Origin of the sequence: Bacillus litorisediminis (assembly GCF_022808645.1) — a bacterium.
Taxonomy (GTDB): domain Bacteria; phylum Bacillota; class Bacilli; order Bacillales; family JC228; genus Bacillus_BF; species Bacillus_BF litorisediminis.
The window spans coordinates 106,389-127,366 of the sequence record NZ_JAKZKT010000005.1; the positions used below are offsets into that span (position 1 = coordinate 106,389).

Consider the following 20,978-nt stretch of genomic DNA (forward strand, 5'->3'; position numbering starts at 1 on the left):
GTTATTCACTGCCTTCCACTCGATAAACGCTTTTAATTTCATTCACAAATTCCAATTGTTTCAGTTCATTTAAAATATGACTAATACTCTTTTTAGATGATAAATGTGTAATCATGATGAGTTCCGCCGTGTTTTTACCGTCTTTAGTCGGATGCTGGATCACCTGTTCTAAACTTACATTTTCATCTGCCATTTTAGTTGTGAGTTGAGCTAATACACCGCTTTTATCTTCGACAATGAGACGTAAGAAATATTTCGCCCATATTTGTTCATCTGTTTTTAGTTTCTTTTCTTTATAGGGAGCTACCATACCGCGCCCATTGACACCTAGCTTCATATTCTTTACAACGGTAACTAAATCGGAAACAACGGCGGTTGCAGTTGGAAGTTCACCTGCTCCTGGTCCGTAAAACATCGTCTCCCCGACAGCTTCTCCATACACATATACGGCATTAAAGACACCATTAACCGAAGCAAGCGGATGGGAGTTTTTGAGCATAGTAGGCTGCACACTGACTTCGATTAAATCATCATCTCGTTTCGCAATTCCTATGAGCTTCAGTGTATACCCCAATCTTTGGCCATAGAGGATGTCTTCCTGTGTTACTTGTGAAATCCCTTTGCAAGAAACCTCATCTAGGTTCATGCCAACATGGAAGCCAAGTGTGCTTAAGATTGCCATTTTTCTGGCTGCATCTAATCCCTCCACATCTGACGTAGGGTCAGCTTCTGCATACCCTAAGCTTTGCGCCTCTTGTAAAACTTCCTGATATGAGGCACCCTCTTGACTCATTTTTGTCAGAATATAATTGGTTGTTCCATTTACTATACCCATAATTTTGGTGATTCGGTCTGAAGAAAATCCCTCTACTAATGCTCTTAAAATTGGAATCCCTCCAGCTACACTTGCCTCATAAAATAGGTCACAGTTTTTCTCTGCAGCTTTCTTTAATAATTCGGCTCCATGTAATGCCATTAAATCTTTATTGGCTGTTACTACATGCTTGCCTTGCTCTAATGCTTCCAATATGTATGACCTGGTGGGTTCTATCCCGCCCATTACTTCTACAATGACATCAATTTCTGGATCATGGAGCAGGCGGTATGGATCATCTGTAATCAGATCAGACGCTACCGAAATCATTCTTTCCTTGTTTAAATCTTGTACGAGAATGCGTCCGATTTCCACTTCCATTCCCGTTTGTTTAAATAACTCTTCCTGGTGTCCCTCAACTAAGCGAATGACTCCGGTACCCACTGTCCCCATACCCATCAAACCTAGCTTTATCTTATGGTTTTTCACAATGCCACCCTCTTTTCCTCTCAATTTATCTAGCCTTGACCCACTATAACAACCTTCCTTACTCCATCTACCTGGCTAAGCTCATCTATAAACTCTGAAGTAGGTAGATTAAGAGAAGCTGTGTCTACAGAAAGAACGACATTGGCGATTCCTTGCAAAGGAATACTTTGATTGATTGTTAAGATATTACCTGATTTTTCGGCAACAAATCTTAACACGTTGGATAGGATACCGGACCGATGCTCTAAAATAAGGGAAAACGTGACTATTTGCTTATAAGTCGCTGCATTAAAGGGAAAAATTTTATCTTTGTACTTATAATAAGCACTTCGACTTAACCCCACTCTTTCAACTGCTTGATGAACGGTCTCGACTTCTCCTGTTTCAACAAGTTTTTTTGCTTCTACCGTCTTATAAATAGACTCCGGCAAAATATCGCTATGAATTAAATAAAACTTTTCCTTATTACGAGTCAAAACAAGTCCTCCCTAAACGGACATTTGTATATATATAGTGGACATTATATGCCTAAATTTGATCTATTTCAAGTCTATTTTTTAGCGAATTGCAGATTCATGGCAAAGCAAAGTTTCCATGGGAACACGCAAATAGCAATGTCCTTATCATCAGCGGAGAGACGGTGAGCATAGATATTAGGTATCTGACAACGTCAGATACAGAAGAAGCGATTTATGAGGAAAATCAAAATGCTTTTACATATAATACTGTCCAGTCTTATATGATATTAATAAGAAGTATATTACAGTCCAGGAGCGATCCCGGGATCGAGCATCAGTTTATTTCCTTGCATAAAATTTGAGCATAAAAAAACGAAAGGGTAAAATATTAAACAAATACCTATTCATCCATATTTTGGTTCCAGCTATGATTTGATCATTATATTAGAAAAAGTTACATAGTACCCTATCATTCTTTCTCAAAGAGATTTAATAGATTATTTACTTTCACTCCCATACAAAAAGTTTACTGGCAGCCCGCAACCTAAAGGATTTTCTTGCTTCGCGCTTTCGTGAAATAAAAACAGGCATGGGTACTTTAACTTATGGGCATGGAGAGGAGAATTGATTCATGAGGAATTATGTGATTATTATCCCCGCCCTTAACCCGACAGAAAGCTTGATTGATTATGTAAAAGCGCTTTTAGCAAAAGGGGCGAAACATGTCATTGTCGTAAATGATGGGAGTCATGAAGAGTGTGACAATATTTTTCAAGAAATTAGTTTAATAGAAAGATGCACAGTAGTAACACATCATGAAAACAAAGGAAAGGGCAGGGCCCTTAAAACTGCTTTCGCTTACTTTTTAGAACATTTTCAAGGTATGGACGGTGTTATAACCGCAGATGCGGATGGACAACACTCGGTTGAAGATGTTTTCAAGGTAGCAAATGCCATTACTCCTGGGTACCGAGAGATCGTATTAGGAGTTAGAGATTTTCGCAAAACGTATGTCCCAGGAAGGAGTCAGTTAGGAAATAGAATAACTAGTTTCCTATTCTATTTATTATTTCACTATAAACTCGAAGATACACAAACCGGTTTGCGTGGGATTCCTGTTTCACAGCTCCCCTGGTTGCTTGAATTAAAAGGGGAACGTTATGAATACGAAATAAATATGCTTATTCATGCGCGATTAAGAGATATCCATTTTCGTAAAGTCCCGATTCAGACCTTATATTTTAATAGAAATGAAAGTTCCCATTACCATCCATTATTTGATTCATTCAAAATTTTTTCTAAGTTAGTAAGGGGTTATTTTCATGATGCAAGCCATTGGAGAAAAAAATGAATAGCCATTTTTACGGTAAATTATTTAGATTTGTCCGCTTTGTAACAAGAACAGTGTATCCCAAATATAAAATTATATTATCAGGTACTCCTGCAGGTCCGGCAGTATATGTTTCCCACCATCAAAATTTTTATGGGCCATTTGTGACATACCTTTGGCTGCCAATCCCTGTTCGGGTATGGGTACTCCATGTATTTTTTGATAAAACTAGCTGTTATCGGCAATTTGTGGACTATACATTTACTGTCCGCTTAAAAATGAAAAAGAAATTTGCGGCTTTTATAGCCTTTCTGTTATCCTCCCTTATTTCAAAATTTTTTCAATCAGCAAACGCTATCCCTGTTTTCAGAGGAACAAAAAAGATCGTAGATACTTTTAATGATAGTGTGCAGACCTTAAAGCGGGGGGAACCAATTCTGATTTTTCCTGATATTGAATATGCCAATTCCTCCTCTGTTATGCAGGGAATGTATGAAGGCTTTCTCTACCTGGAAAGATATTTTCATAGAGAAACAGGAAATCACATACACTTTATCCCTTTATACGTAAGTAAAAAAACACATACCGTTATTACAGGAGAACCCATTTCCTTTAGAGACGGTGAGCCATTTAAATCTGAACTGAAAATCGTTTCTCAAAAATTACGTGATTCCATCAACCAATTAGCTCAAAAATGTGGAGATGTATAAGAAAAAAGGGTTCACCCTTACCACAATATCCAGTGGGGGGAAACCCTTTTTTATTTATTTCAAAAATCATTGCAAATCCTTTACAAACAATTTGTATTTTCTAAATATTAATTCTTTAAAATCTTTAGTAAGAGGTCTTTTTCAGTTGGGAGGTGACTGTATTGGTCAGGTATATGGAACGCTTTTATGCATTGGAATGTAAATTGTTTCGGAAGATCAACCGCTATTTTGAAAGAAGACTGCTTAATCGCTTCTTTCGTACGGTCACACATATAGGCGGGGCGACTTTTACGATTTCGCTTGTTTTAGGAATTATTCTTTTATCATCTGAATCCGTTCAATACACGGCAATTGCCAGTGCTATTGCTTTAACCATAAGTCATATTCCCGTTGCCCTTATTAAAAAAATGTATCCCCGCTCAAGGCCGTATATAGTCCTTGAATACATCCATGTAACAGACAATCCATTAAAGGACCATTCTTTTCCTTCTGGTCATACAACAGCCATCTTTGCGATTCTTACTCCATTTGTTCTTTTGAACCCTGTACTTTCACTTATTTTAGTTCCCGTCGGTCTGATCGTTGGCTTTTCCCGAATTTATTTAGGGCTGCATTATCCATCTGACGTTTTGGCCGGTTGTATACTAGGCTGTGTATCAGGGTTTTTGTCTTTTATGTGGGTGAAGCATTTCTTTCTGTATGGATTTATGTAGACATTTCTCATCTGACATCCATGCAGAACATACATTTTACAAATTGAATTAAATAATGGAGGGCTCCCATGAAAATCGCCATTTTTACGGATACTTTTGCACCGGATATCAATGGGGTGGCAAGAACATTAAAACGGTTTACCGATTATTTAGCGGACAATGATATTGAGTTTCGCGTATTTGCACCGGAAAGCTCAGGCAGTATATATTCTGACAATATCCATCGGTTTAAAAGCCTAAAGTTATTTTTTTACCCTGACTGCAAACTTGCATTCCCTAAAATGCCACAAGTAAAAGCTGAGCTGCAAAGCTTTCAACCAGACATTATTCATGTAGCAACTCCTTTTAATATGGGGCTTTGCGGATTATACTACGCAAAAAAATTAAATATTCCAATCGTTGGTTCCTATCACACGGATTTCGATAAGTATTTAGCCTTCTATGAGCTGCAATTTTTAAAGAAATTCCTTTGGAAATATATGCATTGGTTTCACCGTCCGCTTCGAAGAATCTTTGTGCCATCGCTTGATACAAAGGAAAACCTGCAGAAACATGGGTTTACCAACCTGTCGATTTGGACACATGGCGTCGATCACTCTGTTTTTCATCCTAATGTTAACTGCCAAGAGGTTAGAAAAAAATACAATATTCAAGAGAAATACATCTTACTATATGTCGGCCGGATTGCCCCAGAAAAAGATGTGAGACTCCTGCCTGAAATTGCGGAAATATTGCCACAGGAAGTGAAAAACAATGTTCATTGGCTGGTGGTAGGGGATGGGCCGATTAAGCAAGAATTAGAAGAAAAAGCTCCATCCAACATGACATTTACAGGCTTTTTAACAGGTAAGGACCTGGTTCAGGCTTATACGGCTTCTGATTTATTTGTATTTCCTTCCACAACTGAAACTTTTGGAAACGTTGTGTTAGAGTCTTTAGCATGTGGCACTCCAGTTATTGCAGCGAATGCAGGCGGGGTAAGAACCATTATACAGCATGGTGTTACTGGCCTGTTGTGTGAAGAGAAGGACGTAGAAGGGTTCGCTGAGTCGATTACAAGTTTAATAAAAAATGAGGATCAGCGATTAAAAATGGCCGACAACGGTAAAAAATATGCACTTACTCAAACATGGGACGCTATATTTGAAAACCTTTTATACGAATATGAAGAAGCATTAAAACCGGATACGTATGTGAATCCAGCCTAATACTCAAATTCAAATGAAGGGAAAGGGCTTTGTCGCCATTTATTGGCTTGGCCTTTTCCCTCTATCTTTTTATTTACTTACTGCTCCTAAAACATCGTAATCTGCGAGATTAAGGTCTGTCGGTTTTCCGAGGGCTAATTTTGCAAGCTCTAAGCCCAGGAAGGGACCGCTTGTTAAACCTGATGCACCCAATCCATTTGCAACGAAAATGCCATCAAAAGCAGGCAATGCCCCAAACACAGGGAGAAAATCAGGAGTAAACGGCCGAAAACCGACTCTGACCTCGGTGAAAGTACTTGATGCTAAACCAGGGGCAACCTGCAGGGCCTTTCCTAAAACCTCCCGTATACCGCCCGCAGTAACACGGCCATCAAGTCCTGCCTCATCTTCATGAGTTGCACCGACCACGATCTTGCCGTTTTCAAAAGTCAGTATATACTGGTCATTCGGAGGCATGACCACTGGCCACTCACTTGTATCGGCTTCAGAAACCTGCAAGTGAACAATTTGAGCTTTTTGAGGGCTGACCAAAAATTCAACGCCTAAGGGTTTAAGTAAATCCTTCGCCCACACTCCGGCCGTGACAATGACAGAATCAGCCGCTAATTCCTGTTCTTTTAACTTAATACCCGTTACCTGCTTACCCTGAAAGACTAAATCTGCATCTTCTTTTATAAAATGGGCCCCCAATTGTACCGCTGCTAGAATCAGCGCATTACGCAATGCCCGCCCATTTACGCGGGCCGCACCACTTACAAAAACAGAACTATATTCCTCCGATACAAGAGGGAAATATCTTTTCGTTTCTGTCGGCGATAGGATTTTTATATCTCCCATTTCAGGAGCATCTTCTCTTCTCTTGATTGTACGCTCAGCCAGCTTTTCCAGTTTCTCCGAATCACTATGAAGACTTAGAGCACCTACTTGTTTATAGCCCGTATTAGATTGTCCAAGCCTTTCAAGCTGTCGGATCAAGTCTGGGTAGTAACAGGCTCCTGCTTTAACCATGTTATACCATGCTTTATTTCGCCGCTGGGAAAGCCAGGGACAAACAATTCCTGCTGCGGCATCAGTTGCTTGTCCGGAATCAAAGCGATCTACAATGGTTACCCCAGCTCCCATCTTAGCGAGATGATAAGCAGCTGATGCTCCGAGGATCCCAGCTCCTACTACAATTACTTTTTTCATTGCTAACACCTTCTGAATTACATTCTTTCTACCATAGTACTTTTTTGGAAAGTGTTTCTCAACCTTCCTTGAAGTAAGAAGAGCCCCTTTTCGAACCATTTCCATTCAAAATGGAGGGTTATTGCTTTGTTTTTCTGTTTTTTATCGGTATAATTTTGATATATGACCTATCTTGAGCCGAAAGGAGTGTTCGAATGAATCATTCGGTAGAAACATTGATTTTTTTATTATCTGGAATGTTACTTGTCGGCGTTTTAGCCACTAAGTTCTCCTCTCGTTTAGGTTTACCCTCGCTTGTTCTATTCCTTTTAGTTGGAATGCTGCTCAATCAGTTTATTTTCTTTGATGATGTTGAACTCACACAGTTTATTGGTATTTTAGCTCTCATTATTATTTTATTTGAAGGCGGAACCCAGACTAAGTGGCGCCACATTCGCCCGATTATTGGACCAGCCAGCAGCCTTGCTACACTTGGAGTCTTCTTAACAACTGTGATAACAGGCTTTGCGGCTATGTACATCCTTGATTTGTCCTTACTTGAAGGGATGCTCTTTGGTGCAATTGTAGGATCTACAGATGCTGCTGCCGTGTTCTCTGTTTTAGGAAATAAAAATATTAAACGGCGCTTAACTTCTACATTAGAAGCCGAATCAGGTTCCAATGACCCAATGGCTGTTTTTTTAACCATCATCTTTATTGAATTAATCCAGTATCCCGAAACCTCGATTTGGAGTGCTGTTGGGAGCTTCTTTATTCAAATGGGGCTGGGCTTGCTCTTAGGCTTTTTATTTGGAAAGTTAACTGTTCTCGTAATCAACCATATAAAGCTTGAAACGTCAGGATTATATCCCGTTCTCGCAATGGCGAGTGCCATCTTTACTTATGCATTTACTGATTTTCTCAATGGCAGCGGCTTGCTCGCTGTATATGTAATGGCTGTGTTTGTCGGCAATCATGATTTAACCTATCGTTTTTCGATTCTAAGGTTTAATGAGGGCTTTGCCTGGATGTCACAGATTCTCATGTTCACCTTGTTAGGACTGCTAGTGTTTCCTAATCAATTATTAGATGTCATCTGGGAAGGAATCTTATTAGCCCTTATTTTAATGTTTATCGCAAGACCTGTAGCTGTTTTTCTCAGCATGCTCTTTATGAAATTTAACATTAAGGAGAAACTGTTTATTTCATGGGCGGGGCTGAAAGGAGCAGTACCGATTGTCCTTGCAACATATCCGATTGTTGCGGGGATTGAAAACAGCAATCTTATTTTTAATGCTGTCTTTTTCGTGGTGCTGTTCTCAGCTTTATTCCAGGGCAGTACATTAGCGCGGCTTGCAACCAAATTAGGTCTTACCGGTGGAAAAGAAGAATTAGATCATCCGATTATGGAGCTCATTACTCTCGGACAATCTGATTCGGAAATAATGGAGGTACATTTACCCGAAACTTCTCCTGTGATAGGAAGTTCCTTAACTAATATAAAACTGCCTGAAGAGACTTTAATTATAGGTATTATCCGGGAGAAAAATATCATTACCCCTACAGGAAAAACAACGATTGAAAATGGCGACAGTTTATACGTAATCAGTCACAAGAAGAACCGTGAAGAAGTCAAAACTACTTTAATGGGGAAAAAGAAGGAAGAAGCTGTATAAATTATTTAACACGAAGCTCAGATTAGACGGAAAAGCAGGGATCTAAGAAGGTCCCTGCTTTTTTGTTATATAAATATAATTTTCTTTTCGTTTTATACAATTTACCAACTTAAATATATCTATCTCTCCATCATACTTCATTTTTATAAAGACAGCTAAGTTTAATCGGCGATTACCATTAATTAACGGCGATTTTATGAACTTTTTTGTCATACTTTAGCCATTTCTTCATGAACTTTTTGTGACATCCATCACTTTCAATTGTATTTTTTCGTATACCTTACTATGATAAAGATATGAATTTGTGAAAAAATTAACATTCTTTTTGAATACTATTTAATCTTTGTTTTAACCATACCAGAAAGGGGATTCGTATGAAATTGAAATGGGCTTTAATAAGTCTGGTTGTTGCTTATATGGCGATACTGTCAGGATGTGAGCCTTTAACTGTTTTAGACCCAAAAGGACCACAGGCCGAAGTACAGGCAAATGACATTAAATTATCCATTTTTATTATGTCATTTATTGTGATTGTCGTATTTGCCATGCTTGCCTATATGCTGATTAAATATCGTGCTTCGAAACAAAGAGAAGATTATGAGCCTCCACATATTGAGGGAAATCCGATTGTCGAAATCATTATTGTTGGTATACCGGTTTTAATTGTTGCATTTCTTTCGTTTGTTTCTGTCCAAAGTAACTATAAGGTGGAAGCCACACCAGTTGGGTACGAAGATCAAGAACCTTTAGTTGTTTATGCTTCTACTTCAAACTGGAAATGGCATTTTAGTTACCCGGAAGAAAATATCGAAACCGTAAACTATCTCTATATACCTACAGACCGACCGCTTGAATTTAAACTTTATTCTTATGGGCCGATAACTAGCTTCTGGATTCCGCAGCTGGGCGGCCAAAAATATGCGATGGCTGACATGGTCACTACGTTACACTTGGCGGCTGAAGACCCAGGTGAATATATGGGCAGAAACGCCAACTTTAATGGGAAAGGATTTGCCCAAAACACATTTAACGTAACAGCCATGTCTCAGGAAGAATTCGATGAGTGGGTTGAAGAAGTACACGAAACAGCTGAACCTCTGACTGAAGAAAAATTTAATGAGTTACTTGAACCTGGCCATCTTGGCCAAATGACGTTTACAGGAACACATTTAGAATTTTCTCCAGCTCCAGAAGGGGAGCATGGCGGACATAATCATGGATCAGGAAATTCCGATGAAGATTCAGAGGAACATGATCAGCACCATGATGAGTCTTCCGAAGAAAATGCTGATCATCACCATTAATAGTTTGATAGTTTAATAAAACAACTGTGTTCATACACAGTTACTTATTGAAAGGAGCCATACAAATGGATTTCTTTGATCGATTTGCAATTCCACATCCAAGTCCCGCCATTTATGCATCTATGGTTGCCATTGGCTTGACTGTCATTGCGATCATAGCTGGCTTAACCTATTTTAAAAAATGGGGCTATCTCTGGCGCGAATGGTTAACGACAGTTGACCATAAACGGATTGGGATTATGTATTTAATATCTGCTTTACTGATGCTTTTCCGCGGTGGCGTCGATGCCATCATGATGCGTGCTCAGCTGGCTGTACCTGAGAACACGCTGTTAGATGCACAGCATTATAATGAAATTTTTACCACACACGGGGTTGTCATGATCATGTTCATGGCAATGCCATTCATTATGGCCTTAATGAACTTTGTTGTTCCTCTGCAAATAGGGGCTCGTGACGTCGCATTTCCGCGTCTTAACGCAATCAGCTTCTGGCTATTTTTTGCCGGTGCAATGCTATTTAATATTTCATTTGTTATCGGTGGCTCCCCGGACGCTGGCTGGACGTCTTATTTCCCGCTGGCCGGCACAGAGTTTAGCCAGTCTGTTGGGACCAATTATTACATGATTTCATTGCAAATCGCCGGTCTCGGTACCTTAATGACTGGTATTAACTTTATGACCACCATTCTAAAAATGAGAGCACCTGGCATGACTTTAATGAAAATGCCAATGTTTACGTGGGCTTCTCTCATCACGAACGTCATTATTGTATTTGCCTTCCCGGTTCTGACTGTGGCACTGGCGATGGGAACGATGGATCGTCTGTTTGCGACAAACTTCTTTACAACCGAAAATGGCGGTATGGATATGCTTTGGGCCAACCTGTTCTGGGTATGGGGACATCCTGAAGTGTATATTCTAATCCTGCCTGCATTTGGTATTTACAGTGAGGTTATCTCTACCTTTGCAAGACGTAATCTATATGGTTATAAATCTATGGTTTGGTCGATGGTTATTATCTCCCTGCTTTCCTTCCTAGTATGGGTACACCATTTCTTTACGATGGGGCAAGGAGCCATGGTTAACAGTATTTTCTCAATCACAACAATGGCGATTGCGGTTCCGACAGGGATTAAGATCTTTAACTGGCTGCTGACCTTATGGAAAGGGAAAATTGTCATAACAACACCAATGCTGTATGCACTCCTATTTATTCCTCTCTTCACAATCGGGGGAGTAACAGGGGTTATGCTTGGAATGTCCGCTGCTGATTATCAGTACCATAATACGATGTTCCTGGTCGCTCACTTCCACATGGTCATTATACCTGGTGTCGTATTTGCGATGCTTGCCGGTCTCACATACTACTGGCCAAAAATGTTTGGTTTTATGCTAAATGAAAAATTGGGAAAAGCAGCTGCCTGGACAATTGCTATTAGTACTCTCGTTGCGTTTATGCCAATGTTTATTTCCGGACTTGACGGGCAAGCCCGCCGGATGTACACCTATTCAGAAGCTAGCGGGTTTGGCATCTGGAATATGATTTCATTTGTTGGAGCACTTGGTCTTGCCGCAGGTTTCATCTTGATTGTTTACAATATCTATTACAGCATTCGTTATGCACCAAGAGATATTGGTTCAGATCCATGGGATGCCCGGACACTTGAATGGGCTACACATAGTCCAGTGCCTGAATACAACTTTGCGATTACACCTGAAGTGAATTCAAGTGAAGCATTCTGGGATGCTAAGAAAAACGGACACACACTATTTAAAGGGGAATATAAAGAGATTCATATGCCGAACAAAACCGGCGCGCCGTTTATCATGGGAGCTATTTTCTTCGGATGGGGATTCTTCTTTGTATTCGGCTTATGGATCCCGTTAATTCTTTCAACTATCGCAATCTTTGTTTGCATGGCGATGCGTTCATTTGAACAAGATCACGGCTATCATATCTCTGTCGATGAGATTAAAAAGACAGAAGAAAAATTGGGAGGTGCAAAGAAATGAAAATAGATCACACGCAACCTCTTGAATATGGTACAGAACAAAATAATCTAAATATTTTAGGCTTCTGGATTTTCCTTGGCGCTGAAATTATGCTTTTTGGAACACTCTTTGCGTCTTTCTTTACACTGGAGAACCGAATCGGCAATGGACCAGCTGGAGCTGAAATTTTTGAAATTACACCAGTCCTTATCGAAACCCTTTTGCTTTTAACAAGCAGTTTTACAATTGGCTTGGGGATTCACGCGATGCGACTTGGAAATAAGAAAGCCATGCTTTCATTCTTTGCTGTAACTCTGCTCCTGGGGCTGGGCTTCCTCAGTGTTGAGATATTTGAGTTTATACACTATGTTCATATTGGAGCCGGGCTGCAAACGAGTGCCTTTACAGCAGCTCTGCTCTCAACATTAGGAACACATGGTGCGCACGTTACCTTTGGTCTATTCTGGGGATTATCTATCATCCTGCAGGTTAAAAAACGCGGGCTGACTCCTGCTACGGCCAATAAGTCATTCATTTTCTCTCTTTACTGGCATTTCTTAGATGTAGTCTGGATCTTTATCTTCAGCTTCATCTACTTGAAAGGAATGATGTAGACATGAAAGAATTATTCCCGCTTAAACAGGTAATGGGGTTTGTCTTTTCACTCGTTTTGACATTGGTTGCATTACTTGTTTATTTCTTAGACATGTCCTTTGCAGCAGGAATGACAGTTCTGCTGATCACAGCTTTTCTTCAGGCTGGTCTTCAACTTGTCGTGTTTATGCATGCAGGTGAGACAAAGGATAGAGGAGCTATCTATACAAATATTTATTATGCAGTCATTATTGCATTAGCCACCATCTTCGGAACTTTACTCACATTAATTTGGGGTTATGTATAAAAAAATAAAAGGAGGGCGCTTCTAAAGAGTAAGTAGTTCCGTTTTGGAGTACAAAAGTAGAAAAAGCAGTCCAAAACGGGCTGCTTTTTTACTATGTATTCGTAATTAAAATCTCATATGAAATCGCAAGTGTTTAGTGATTTTCCTCCCATTTATAAGAATATTCCGTAAATGTGATATTATATAGATAGGGTTATTCAACTAACGGACAGGATTGTATAATTAGAAAGGAGGAGAAACTCATTTGAAGAAATTCTTTTGGAGAGGTTTCTTATTATTTTCATTGCTTTCGCTGGTTCTCTATCTTGTATGGTTTCAAGTTTCTCATTTTAGATTTGAACGGATGAATTTCGATTGGGTGCATATCATTCCTGCTGGAATTTTCAACGCCTTTACTGAGATATTTACTAATACAATTCCTGATTATTTATTGATAATACCTATCATTTTAACAGATGGAATAATAGGTGGTATTTTATCCGTTGTTATTTGTTATTTGCTTCTTCGTAAAAAACATACTATAAACACATGGTTGCTCTTGGTTCTTTTCTTTACTATTTATCAAGTGTTCATACATTTTTTAATGCCTCCAATGAAATTTTAACGGTGATTACATTTTGCTTTGAGTAGAATTTCCAGAATATTAAGTTTTTGATTAACAGCTAGCGTTGATCTAATAAAGGGTTGACGCTAATTTAGTAGAAGTTATTGTACTAAAGGGGCAGATTAGTGCAATAGGAATTTGGTAAAATCCATGTTATTGATCTTTGGAAATAAAAAAGCACTCGTAGAAAGAGTGCTTCATGGTCCTCAAATCAGACATTCTAATTGATGCTTATTCTAGAGGTGTTAGATCTGAAAGTTTAACTAACTTAATATGTTCATCGTTTTTAATTTTACAGTACCCACTATCATATACCCAATGAATAATATAAATTTTTGAATCGAATATAACTCTGCTTCCTTCTACCAACTAAAAATGCCCCCCTAGTATCTGAATTTGAACCGTTATCCAACATATCAGAGAAAACGTTTTATAATCAATTGGTATTTTTTAGGATTTTAGTACAGTTGAAATTGAGTTGAAGAATATGTAACAAACGTCTTCTTCGCTTGAAAAATGAATAATGCCTTTTCTAATGGGGATTTTCCTTTTTATTGTACTAAAGGGGTTGCTGAATTAAAATTGCCTGTTTCTAATAATAAATTCTTTTTGTAGTTTAGAAAAAAACCAAGAGGTGATTAAAGATAAAGACTGTTTTCCAAAGCTTTGTGTTTTTTATATCGTAGACTTCCACTCCAGGTTGACGCTCTATTCGGGTGTAGCTTAGTCTCACGCTATTCCCGCTGGAGTCACGCCAAAATGAGAAAAAGACCCAGTGAATAATCAACACTTGGGTCGTGTTAAGTCGGTGTTAGCGCTTTTGTTCCTAAAAATATGTTAATCAATTGATCCAGTTCGCTTAATTTCCACCTTTATATTTGGTTTTATTTTTAGTATAGAGTAATTTTGTCTTAAATCTCCTTCAGTTAAATGGGAATACTTTCTTACACTTCTTATTTTTCTTCCGATGCCAATGGGGTCAGTATTTAAATTTTTTAATTCCTCAAGTATATATCCAAATTCTTTGTTTAGGGCTTCACCAATTAGTTGCTCCGTCTTGTTTAGTGAATCTTTATTTTTCAAAGAAATAGTGGGTTGGGATTCTAATATTGAAACGGATATCGTTGCATTTAAATGCACAAATTCTTCGTTCTTTATTTCAATGTTTCCTTTGTACTTTATCGGATGAAGTGTGATCTTATAAATATCACTTTTAGGAAGGTTGAGTTTTGCCATATCCCTATTCTCTAGTTCACCAGCAGGAATCTCTACAGTTATATCACCTAAAAATGCCTTATTATTTGTGAATAATTTTAGATAAAAGGTGTTTATCAACGAAATAGACCCCACAATTTTATCATCTTTGAATAATGCAACACCACTTATAGAAGGTGCAGCCCCATTTGCATTTTTAATCATGGGTAGTGTAGGATCGATTCCAATTTCATATAGTGTAGTTATAAAATCATGTAAGTTGGAGTTGACTAACATTTCTTTCTTTTCGTGTTTATCCAATAGTTGATAGATATAGGATCCCATTTCGGGATATTCTTCATAGTTTGTATTGTTAATCGTCTCCTCAGCATTATCAGTAATGGCCAAAAAAATTAAAGAACCGATACTACTATCTCGTTGCATAGTATCCAGAAAAGAAGAAATTCCTACTGTTTCTGCCATATTTTTATTAAACAGTATGGTTCTTAATTGACCAGACGTAATGTCATGGCTTGTCTGTTCCTCTAGTTTTTGTCTGATTTGTTTACTAGTCGTTCCCTCAGCAGAAAGAGTTACACTTGTCTTTTCTTCTTTTCGGTCAAATTGTAACAAACTGATAGTGCCTTTGTATGTATTGTCATCAAGCAAGTCAAAACCAATAATCGTTGAAATCCCTTGCATTTCTATTATTTTTTCAGGGGCCATACATGCAGTACAAAGAAGAGAACACAGCAGAATAACAATTTTTTTCATTCTTTCAACTCCGTCTGGAACGAGTATTGATTTTTGATTTTATAATGGTTATTCCATACAAGAAAATCGGATAGATAAACCACAGAAAAAATCCAATTTTGCCAATTTGATCAAAAAAATAATTATTATCTACTCTTTTAGTAATTAAAAAACTGCAGATAAAAGGGATAATGGAGATGAGCCATATTCCATATTTCTGTTTTATATGAAAAATCTGTTTAATACCCATGGAAGAAATATACAGAGTGATACATAGGTTTGGAAAAATAACTAAAATCCATAATGGAACCGCAACAAATTCAAAGCGCTCAATAAATGGAAAATGGACCGTGCTAATCATGCTGACAACAGGCCATACATTCTTCTCTAATTCTTTCGCGCTAAAAAATAGAATAGAAACAACAGTTGTTATTAAAACAAGAATGGTCGTAAACCAGACTGCTATTTGACTAAACAGCTGTAGTTTATTTTTCTCCTTTATAAATGGAAAAATAAAAAATAACGTCTCGAAACCTAACATTGTATAACTGCTCTTGAAAACTCCTTTCATAATTTCTGAAGGAGTTGTCGTCATAATAGGTAAAATCCTAGTTAGGTTTATGGTTTGAAGTGGTTGGTACACAACAAATAGCAGCCATATAGTCAATAAAAAGGATAAGAAGCAAACACCGGTCACTACTCTAAATCCGCCGGATACAGCATAAATGGTTAATATTAATAAAGCCAATACCCCGACCCATTCATAGACACCTTCATATCCCCATGTTAGTGACAACTCGACATAACTAATGGTAATCGAATAATGGACGGCAATAAAGTAAATGACAATAAGGAAGTTAAAAATACTACCAATCAAGCGTCCGAATATATGTTCATGAATTTCAAAAAGAGTACCACCTTCATTTTTTTTTAGGATAGAAATCATTAACCATGTAATCAAGCTAACGAATAAACCAGATAGTAAAATGGATATCCAAGCATCTTTTTTTGATTCTAGATACACAATTCTTGGAACTCCAAGAATTCCCATACCAATTTGCGAAGTGTGTATGATATAAAACGCCATAAAGGCGTTAACAAATCGTATATTTGATTTCATTTTGCACCTCAAAATTCATCTAAATCTGTTATATTTCTTAATCGCTCCTTTAGGCGAATGGAGTCTTTTGGTCGATTTACTAACGGTCGCCTCATATAAAAATGGTGGGGGAGACGTATTAAAAAATATTGCAAATCTTTCATTCTTAGCGGATATAGAGGTGCAAGATAAGGTTTATTTAAAGAAGTTAATTTTAACAAGTGAACCATTAGAATACATATACCAAAAATGATTCCATTTAACCCCCAAACACCTGCTAAAATAATGATTGGAAATCTAGCAATTCTGACAGCAGTGCCCATTTCATAAATAGGAGCCGAAAATGCCCCTAATGCACTAAATGCAACAATGATAATTAAAATATTGCTAGTTAATCCTGCCTCAACCGTTGCTTGGCCAATGACAATACCTCCTACAATTCCCATTGTTTGTCCTACTTTTGAAGGAAGGCGGGCACCAGCTTCTCTAAGTAACTCAATTAACAATTCTAGTAAGAGTGCTTCTAATAAGGGCGGAAAAGGAACTTGTGAACGTGATTGTCCAATGATAAATAACAATTTAGATGGTATGAGTTCAAAATGATAAGTCATGGCAGCCACATAAATGGGTGTTAAAAAAAGAGAACCTACCATAGCAAATAATCGGATAAAACGGATAAATGTACTTAAAGACCATCTCAAATAGATATCTTCTGTTGATTCGAAAAATGAGAAAAAATTAGCTGGCCCAATAATGGCTACTGGGCTACCATCTATAAAAACCCCAATTCTGCCGTTTAAAATCGAATAGATGAACCGATCGGGAAGCTCGGTTAAAATAAATTGTGGAAGTAATGAGTAATGATTATCTTCTAGGCATTGAGCCAAAACGGAACTGTCATTTATATTTTCCGTTTTTAATTGATTAATCCTGTCCTTAAGTATCTGAAGAGTGTCATCGTTCGCAATATCTTTTATATATACAATTCTTACTTGCTTTTGAACGCGTTCGCCAATTTTTATTTCATCCGTGCACAAATTATTATCTTTTAGATTTTGTCTTATTATCTTAACGTTAGAAGTTATTGATTCAGTAAACGAAATTTTAGGTCCATATACTAACGATTCTGTTTCTGCTTTCTCGATGGAGCGTTCAATGGGATTTGCGCAGTTCACCATGAATCCCTTTTTCTCTTCTAAGAAATAAATATAAGCAAATCCATTTAATAGGGAAGAGATAACTTCTTGTTCCTCTATATTTACCATTATTTCTTCTATAGGAATGTTTTTCATTAAATAGGTGTAATGTAAGTATTCTACAGAAAGTTGTTCAATGTATTTAATGACATATTCATTTAGAATCTCTGGCTTAATTAAATTCTTCATGAAAATAATATGAATCCCCACTTGTCCAGCTTCAATCTTTCGACAATTCAAGTCGGGTGATTCATTAAGAATCGATTTAATTTTTTCATAACCTGGCAAGCTCTCATTATTATGACGCTCTGTCATTCTTAACATTTCCTTCAACGTTTTTTATAGTGTCTGTTAAAAAAATTAGTTTATACAGAAAATAGTATTTATTTTGGTTAAAAGAAGAATAAAATATGATTTTATCAAGTGAGTGTTTATCCAAAAGTTTGTTAGTTGCTGGTACTTTTATCTATATTATTTTATGTTATGGAAACAATCTTCCTTATTACATCCGTACAATGGGTCAGTGTTTTAGTTTGTGAATAAATGTACTTAAAGTAAAGGGTGCTTTAGTTTAACAAAAAGAGCTTGAGAACAATCCCAAGCTCTTTTTTCATTTAAAATAAATTATATCTTCGAAACTAAATTGCTTGTCCACAATGCCTAATCGTTGAGCAGGGGTTTGTTTCTTACTCCCCATTTTCATCGGTTTGCAGAAGTTGTAATACGTTCTTAAAATCGTCACCATATACTGAGCATACTCTGGGTTGAGGTTAGCGTAGATATAACTTTTCTTATCACCCCGAGCTGTTGTCAGTGGTCTTTCTAAAGAAGAAATTCTTCTTCTAACAAGTTGAATAAAGCTATTTACGGAGTGATCATTTACATTCATAATCATTTTTGCAATATCACTTGGTTCGCAGGAAGATAAGTCAGTCATACAATCTACTGTATGAAAGCCTCTATCCTCTGAAGCAAGTGGGTGTACTAGAGGGTTATCTTTGTGAACTCTATAACGTAAACCGTCCTTAATTTTCTCTTCTGAAAATTCATGTCTATGGAGAACTTCTTCTAGGTAATGACTAGGTAATGTCCGTAAGTTTCTTGTTTTATATCCTTTTGCATCTCCCCATTCATGGAGATGATTTTTTGCATCCTCAAATTCCATCTCACACTGTTCTCTGCCTTTAGTCTTATCAGATCGGGTAATAAAATGGTGAGCATCACTTAACCTGATTTCGTTCGTAAAGACTCGATAGAAGGCATTTCTTATTGATTTATCATCATCAGTGATTAATCTCCATTCTTTCGCATTGACAAGTTTCTTTATTAACCAAAAATGAGCAGTATTTGTATAACCGACATTAACATGCAAGCCGTCAACATATTGGCCACGTTTCTTTATTTTGTTTAGTTCATACTTATAGCCCCCTACATCCTCTGTATCATTATCAGTCGGTTCTTGTGGATAATACGACCATTCTAATCTGTCGTTTTTCCGACAGAATGTATTTAAGTGATCTTCTTTATAAAGGATGGTGTCCCTTTCTAGATCTTCCAATGTAATGTTCGAATCATATGCAATATCTGAACGAAAAACATACCGTGAAGAAGCATCTGCCGTTACCACGAGATAGGTCTGTAATTGCCTCTCAACTAACCCTGAATATTTCTTAGCTTTTTGCCCTTTGTTTATGACGTTATTTAAATAGTAGTTCATCTTGTCCGTATTGAGCCAAACCTCGTTAAATTCCATCCTTTTGAAAGGTTTTGTTTCATATCGTTCTAAAAACTCTAGGCAGCGTCTATAAAGCCATTTTAATTTGTGGTAATAGGTACTATTACCAATTTGTAAAATCTCACAGGTACGTTTAATGCTTCCTTTTCCTACAAGTAATCGGGCAAAGGTAGGGAGTATTTCATTTTTCTTCTGATGATAAGTGGTTGACCTTTCTCTAGTCGGCAAAACATTTGTGTACGTGTTGCATGTTTTGCATTGATATTTGTGTGATCTTGCTTTGTTTTCCCCGCGACTATAAAAATTCTTTGGGTCTTTAAAGGGTGTGGTTGAAGAATCCGCACAACCCTCCTTATGGAACTGATAATCTGGTTCTATATCTAGTACGCTTCCTACCAGAACTAATCTTTTGATTTCCTCTGCAATCGACCAGTTTGAAAAAGGAATAACACTGCAATTATGGCTAGATTCATCAACTAGTGGGTTATCGTTGCAATTTAGTTTTTTGTGGTAATTATTAGATCCAGCTATCTTATATCTGCTAGGTTTTCCTTTAATCGATTCAAATTTCTTTTGCTCTTTACCGAAATTATGACAGAAAGGGTTGATGCAGTAATTGTATTGAATAGAATGTGTTTGCCCATTAAGTGTGAATGTTGTTGGTAAGTACATCATAGGGTTATAACGGAAAGCAAATTTTCTAGGTTCTAACTCTTCATAGTCTTTGTGCCTTTCTTCAATTTCAGAATCAGAAACTGGTGTGCAAACATTTACAATCACATCATCCTTCGTCGCCAATCTTTTCAACTTTGCCATAAGTTAACCCTCATTTCGAGTTGGTTTTTACCTTATCTTCGATACCCATTCTTTGCACAATCCGTTTGTTGTTTCTTTTTTCTTCAATCCATGTAAGAAATTTCTTATCTGTAAGTATGTTAGTTAAGAAGAAATCAACCGTGTCACTTTCGGATTTTTCCGCATACTCGGCGTATTGCTTGACGATTTCTCTTGTCCGCTCTGAGATTTCCCAGCTCACTCTTTTAGCATTTTTGTTTTCTGGTTCTAAGTACCGCATATGTATCCACCAAACTTTCGTTCGTATTTTCGTAACCATAATAGCACTAGAAATCACAACACTACAATATATATTTCAGTATTGTGAAAATAGTAACGAATTATACTATGAATTGAGGTATTATTTTATAAAAAATACTTATTTCACAATAAAAAGAGGCACACGAATTCACTTACGAATTCGTGTGCCTTTTACAGTGTGTTTTTAAGTTTTTGCACTCCAAAACGGAACTACTTATTCTAAAGAGGCGTTCTCCTTTTTTATACAAGTATATTAGATTTGAGGAATTTTTGTATCGTCATCTTTTCCCTTTGTAATCATTTCTTCAGTGACAACAAGAAAGACTCCCATAACAAAGATAAACACAGCGCCCACAATTGTCCCAATTCCAATTGGTGCCAACACACTGTAAGTGCTTACAGAAAACCCGATTATAAAAAGAATGATTCCTAATGTAAGGACTGTTCCACCTACGACCTTTACTGCATTCAAAATCTTTACTTTGTTGTCCATCATTTCCATCCTCCTTATATACTTATATTATTCACCTTGTTCACA

Annotated in this window: 19 protein-coding genes; 10 read left to right on the plus strand and 9 right to left on the minus strand. The window is 37.3% G+C overall.

Translation table 11 applies throughout. From position 1 onward, the window contains the following. Position 1 precedes the first annotated feature (1 nt). Positions 2–1,273 (minus strand): homoserine dehydrogenase, encoded by a 1,272-nt coding sequence (locus MLE14_RS04150; protein WP_243297124.1) that lies wholly within the window; start codon positions 1,271–1,273, stop codon positions 2–4. A 59-nt stretch (positions 1,274–1,332) separates the two neighbouring features. Further along, positions 1,333–1,779, minus strand: coding sequence for an ACT domain-containing protein (locus tag MLE14_RS04155; protein ID WP_243297067.1), 447 nt, complete (start codon positions 1,777–1,779; stop codon positions 1,333–1,335). Positions 1,780–2,392: 613 nt separating this feature from the next. On the opposite strand from MLE14_RS04155, the gene MLE14_RS04160 reads away from it, so the two are divergent. The 4 genes from MLE14_RS04160 to MLE14_RS04175 all read left to right on the plus strand — a co-directional run bounded on the left by MLE14_RS04160 (position 2,393) and on the right by MLE14_RS04175 (position 5,722). After that, positions 2,393–3,112, plus strand: coding sequence for a glycosyltransferase family 2 protein (locus MLE14_RS04160; protein WP_243297068.1), 720 nt, complete (start codon positions 2,393–2,395; stop codon positions 3,110–3,112). Beyond that, positions 3,109–3,801 carry a glycerol acyltransferase gene (locus MLE14_RS04165; protein WP_243297069.1) on the plus strand — a complete coding sequence of 231 codons (693 nt, stop codon included), beginning with the start codon at positions 3,109–3,111 and terminating at the stop codon, positions 3,799–3,801. Before MLE14_RS04160 ends, MLE14_RS04165 begins: the two co-directional genes overlap by 4 nt. Positions 3,802–3,974: 173 nt before the next feature. Then, positions 3,975–4,514 (plus strand): phosphatase PAP2 family protein, encoded by a 540-nt coding sequence (locus MLE14_RS04170; protein ID WP_243297125.1) that lies wholly within the window; start codon positions 3,975–3,977, stop codon positions 4,512–4,514. A 68-nt stretch (positions 4,515–4,582) separates the two neighbouring features. Further along, positions 4,583–5,722: a glycosyltransferase family 4 protein gene (locus tag MLE14_RS04175; RefSeq protein ID WP_243297070.1), complete on the plus strand. Its 1,140-nt coding sequence runs from the start codon at positions 4,583–4,585 to the stop codon at positions 5,720–5,722. A gap of 69 nt (positions 5,723–5,791) precedes the next feature. Here the strand turns inward: MLE14_RS04175 and MLE14_RS04180 are convergent, their stop codons facing one another. Continuing rightward, the gene (locus MLE14_RS04180; protein WP_243297071.1) at positions 5,792–6,910 is read right to left on the minus strand and encodes an NAD(P)/FAD-dependent oxidoreductase; all 1,119 of its coding nucleotides are present in this window, start codon (positions 6,908–6,910) and stop codon (positions 5,792–5,794) included. A 194-nt stretch (positions 6,911–7,104) separates the two neighbouring features. Between MLE14_RS04180 and MLE14_RS04185 the strand changes: the two genes are divergently transcribed. The 6 genes from MLE14_RS04185 (at position 7,105) to MLE14_RS04210 (ending at position 13,368) form a co-directional block, all read left to right on the plus strand. After that, on the plus strand, positions 7,105–8,565 hold the full coding sequence (locus tag MLE14_RS04185; protein WP_243297072.1) for a potassium/proton antiporter: 1,461 nt from the start codon (positions 7,105–7,107) through the stop codon (positions 8,563–8,565). A gap of 374 nt (positions 8,566–8,939) precedes the next feature. Beyond that, the gene (gene qoxA / locus MLE14_RS04190; protein WP_243297073.1) at positions 8,940–9,869 is read left to right on the plus strand and encodes a cytochrome aa3 quinol oxidase subunit II; all 930 of its coding nucleotides are present in this window, start codon (positions 8,940–8,942) and stop codon (positions 9,867–9,869) included. Between the two features lie 65 nt (positions 9,870–9,934). After that, positions 9,935–11,884 (plus strand): cytochrome aa3 quinol oxidase subunit I, encoded by a 1,950-nt coding sequence (qoxB, locus tag MLE14_RS04195; protein ID WP_243297074.1) that lies wholly within the window; start codon positions 9,935–9,937, stop codon positions 11,882–11,884. Further along, positions 11,881–12,477 (plus strand): cytochrome aa3 quinol oxidase subunit III, encoded by a 597-nt coding sequence (gene qoxC / locus MLE14_RS04200; RefSeq protein ID WP_243297075.1) that lies wholly within the window; start codon positions 11,881–11,883, stop codon positions 12,475–12,477. Before qoxB ends, qoxC begins: the two co-directional genes overlap by 4 nt. A 2-nt stretch (positions 12,478–12,479) precedes the next feature. After that, positions 12,480–12,764 carry a cytochrome aa3 quinol oxidase subunit IV gene (gene qoxD / locus MLE14_RS04205; RefSeq protein ID WP_243297076.1) on the plus strand — a complete coding sequence of 95 codons (285 nt, stop codon included), beginning with the start codon at positions 12,480–12,482 and terminating at the stop codon, positions 12,762–12,764. A 244-nt stretch (positions 12,765–13,008) separates the two neighbouring features. After that, a complete protein-coding gene (locus MLE14_RS04210; protein WP_243297077.1) occupies positions 13,009–13,368 on the plus strand; it encodes a hypothetical protein in 360 nt (119 codons plus the stop codon). An 837-nt stretch (positions 13,369–14,205) separates the two neighbouring features. Here MLE14_RS04210 and MLE14_RS04215 read toward each other — a convergent pair. The 6 genes from MLE14_RS04215 to MLE14_RS04240 form a co-directional block, all read right to left on the minus strand. After that, positions 14,206–15,336: a Ger(x)C family spore germination protein gene (locus MLE14_RS04215; protein ID WP_243297078.1), complete on the minus strand. Its 1,131-nt coding sequence runs from the start codon at positions 15,334–15,336 to the stop codon at positions 14,206–14,208. Positions 15,337–15,340: 4 nt separating this feature from the next. Continuing rightward, positions 15,341–16,435, minus strand: a complete 1,095-nt coding sequence (locus tag MLE14_RS04220; protein ID WP_243297079.1) for a GerAB/ArcD/ProY family transporter — start codon at positions 16,433–16,435, stop codon at positions 15,341–15,343. An 8-nt stretch (positions 16,436–16,443) separates the two neighbouring features. Then, positions 16,444–17,925, minus strand: a complete 1,482-nt coding sequence (locus tag MLE14_RS04225; RefSeq protein ID WP_243297080.1) for a spore germination protein — start codon at positions 17,923–17,925, stop codon at positions 16,444–16,446. A 295-nt stretch (positions 17,926–18,220) separates the two neighbouring features. Beyond that, entirely contained in the window at positions 18,221–20,161 is a 1,941-nt protein-coding gene (locus tag MLE14_RS04230; RefSeq protein ID WP_243297081.1) for an insertion element protein, read from the minus strand. Positions 20,162–20,171: 10 nt separating this feature from the next. Then, entirely contained in the window at positions 20,172–20,420 is a 249-nt protein-coding gene (locus MLE14_RS04235; RefSeq protein WP_243297082.1) for a hypothetical protein, read from the minus strand. Between the two features lie 273 nt (positions 20,421–20,693). Then, positions 20,694–20,933: a hypothetical protein gene (locus MLE14_RS04240; RefSeq protein ID WP_243297083.1), complete on the minus strand. Its 240-nt coding sequence runs from the start codon at positions 20,931–20,933 to the stop codon at positions 20,694–20,696. Positions 20,934–20,978: the final 45 nt, after the last annotated feature.

Excerpts from the sequence above, each read along its gene's own strand:
- MLE14_RS04150 (WP_243297124.1), bottom strand. The coding sequence starts at position 1,273 with ATGGGTATGGGGACAGTGGGTACCGGAGTCATTCGCTTAGTTGAGGGA.
- MLE14_RS04160 (WP_243297068.1), top strand. The coding sequence starts at position 2,393 with ATGAGGAATTATGTGATTATTATCCCCGCCCTTAACCCGACAGAAAGC.
- MLE14_RS04165 (WP_243297069.1), top strand. The coding sequence starts at position 3,109 with ATGAATAGCCATTTTTACGGTAAATTATTTAGATTTGTCCGCTTTGTA.
- MLE14_RS04170 (WP_243297125.1), top strand. The coding sequence starts at position 3,975 with ATGGAACGCTTTTATGCATTGGAATGTAAATTGTTTCGGAAGATCAAC.
- MLE14_RS04175 (WP_243297070.1), top strand. The coding sequence starts at position 4,583 with ATGAAAATCGCCATTTTTACGGATACTTTTGCACCGGATATCAATGGG.
- MLE14_RS04180 (WP_243297071.1), bottom strand. The coding sequence starts at position 6,910 with ATGAAAAAAGTAATTGTAGTAGGAGCTGGGATCCTCGGAGCATCAGCT.
- MLE14_RS04185 (WP_243297072.1), top strand. The coding sequence starts at position 7,105 with ATGAATCATTCGGTAGAAACATTGATTTTTTTATTATCTGGAATGTTA.
- qoxA (WP_243297073.1), top strand. The coding sequence starts at position 8,940 with ATGAAATTGAAATGGGCTTTAATAAGTCTGGTTGTTGCTTATATGGCG.
- qoxB (WP_243297074.1), top strand. The coding sequence starts at position 9,935 with ATGGATTTCTTTGATCGATTTGCAATTCCACATCCAAGTCCCGCCATT.
- qoxC (WP_243297075.1), top strand. The coding sequence starts at position 11,881 with ATGAAAATAGATCACACGCAACCTCTTGAATATGGTACAGAACAAAAT.
- qoxD (WP_243297076.1), top strand. The coding sequence starts at position 12,480 with ATGAAAGAATTATTCCCGCTTAAACAGGTAATGGGGTTTGTCTTTTCA.
- MLE14_RS04215 (WP_243297078.1), bottom strand. The coding sequence starts at position 15,336 with ATGAAAAAAATTGTTATTCTGCTGTGTTCTCTTCTTTGTACTGCATGT.
- MLE14_RS04220 (WP_243297079.1), bottom strand. The coding sequence starts at position 16,435 with ATGAAATCAAATATACGATTTGTTAACGCCTTTATGGCGTTTTATATC.
- MLE14_RS04225 (WP_243297080.1), bottom strand. The coding sequence starts at position 17,925 with ATGACAGAGCGTCATAATAATGAGAGCTTGCCAGGTTATGAAAAAATT.
- MLE14_RS04230 (WP_243297081.1), bottom strand. The coding sequence starts at position 20,161 with ATGGCAAAGTTGAAAAGATTGGCGACGAAGGATGATGTGATTGTAAAT.
- MLE14_RS04235 (WP_243297082.1), bottom strand. The coding sequence starts at position 20,420 with ATGCGGTACTTAGAACCAGAAAACAAAAATGCTAAAAGAGTGAGCTGG.
- MLE14_RS04240 (WP_243297083.1), bottom strand. The coding sequence starts at position 20,933 with ATGGACAACAAAGTAAAGATTTTGAATGCAGTAAAGGTCGTAGGTGGA.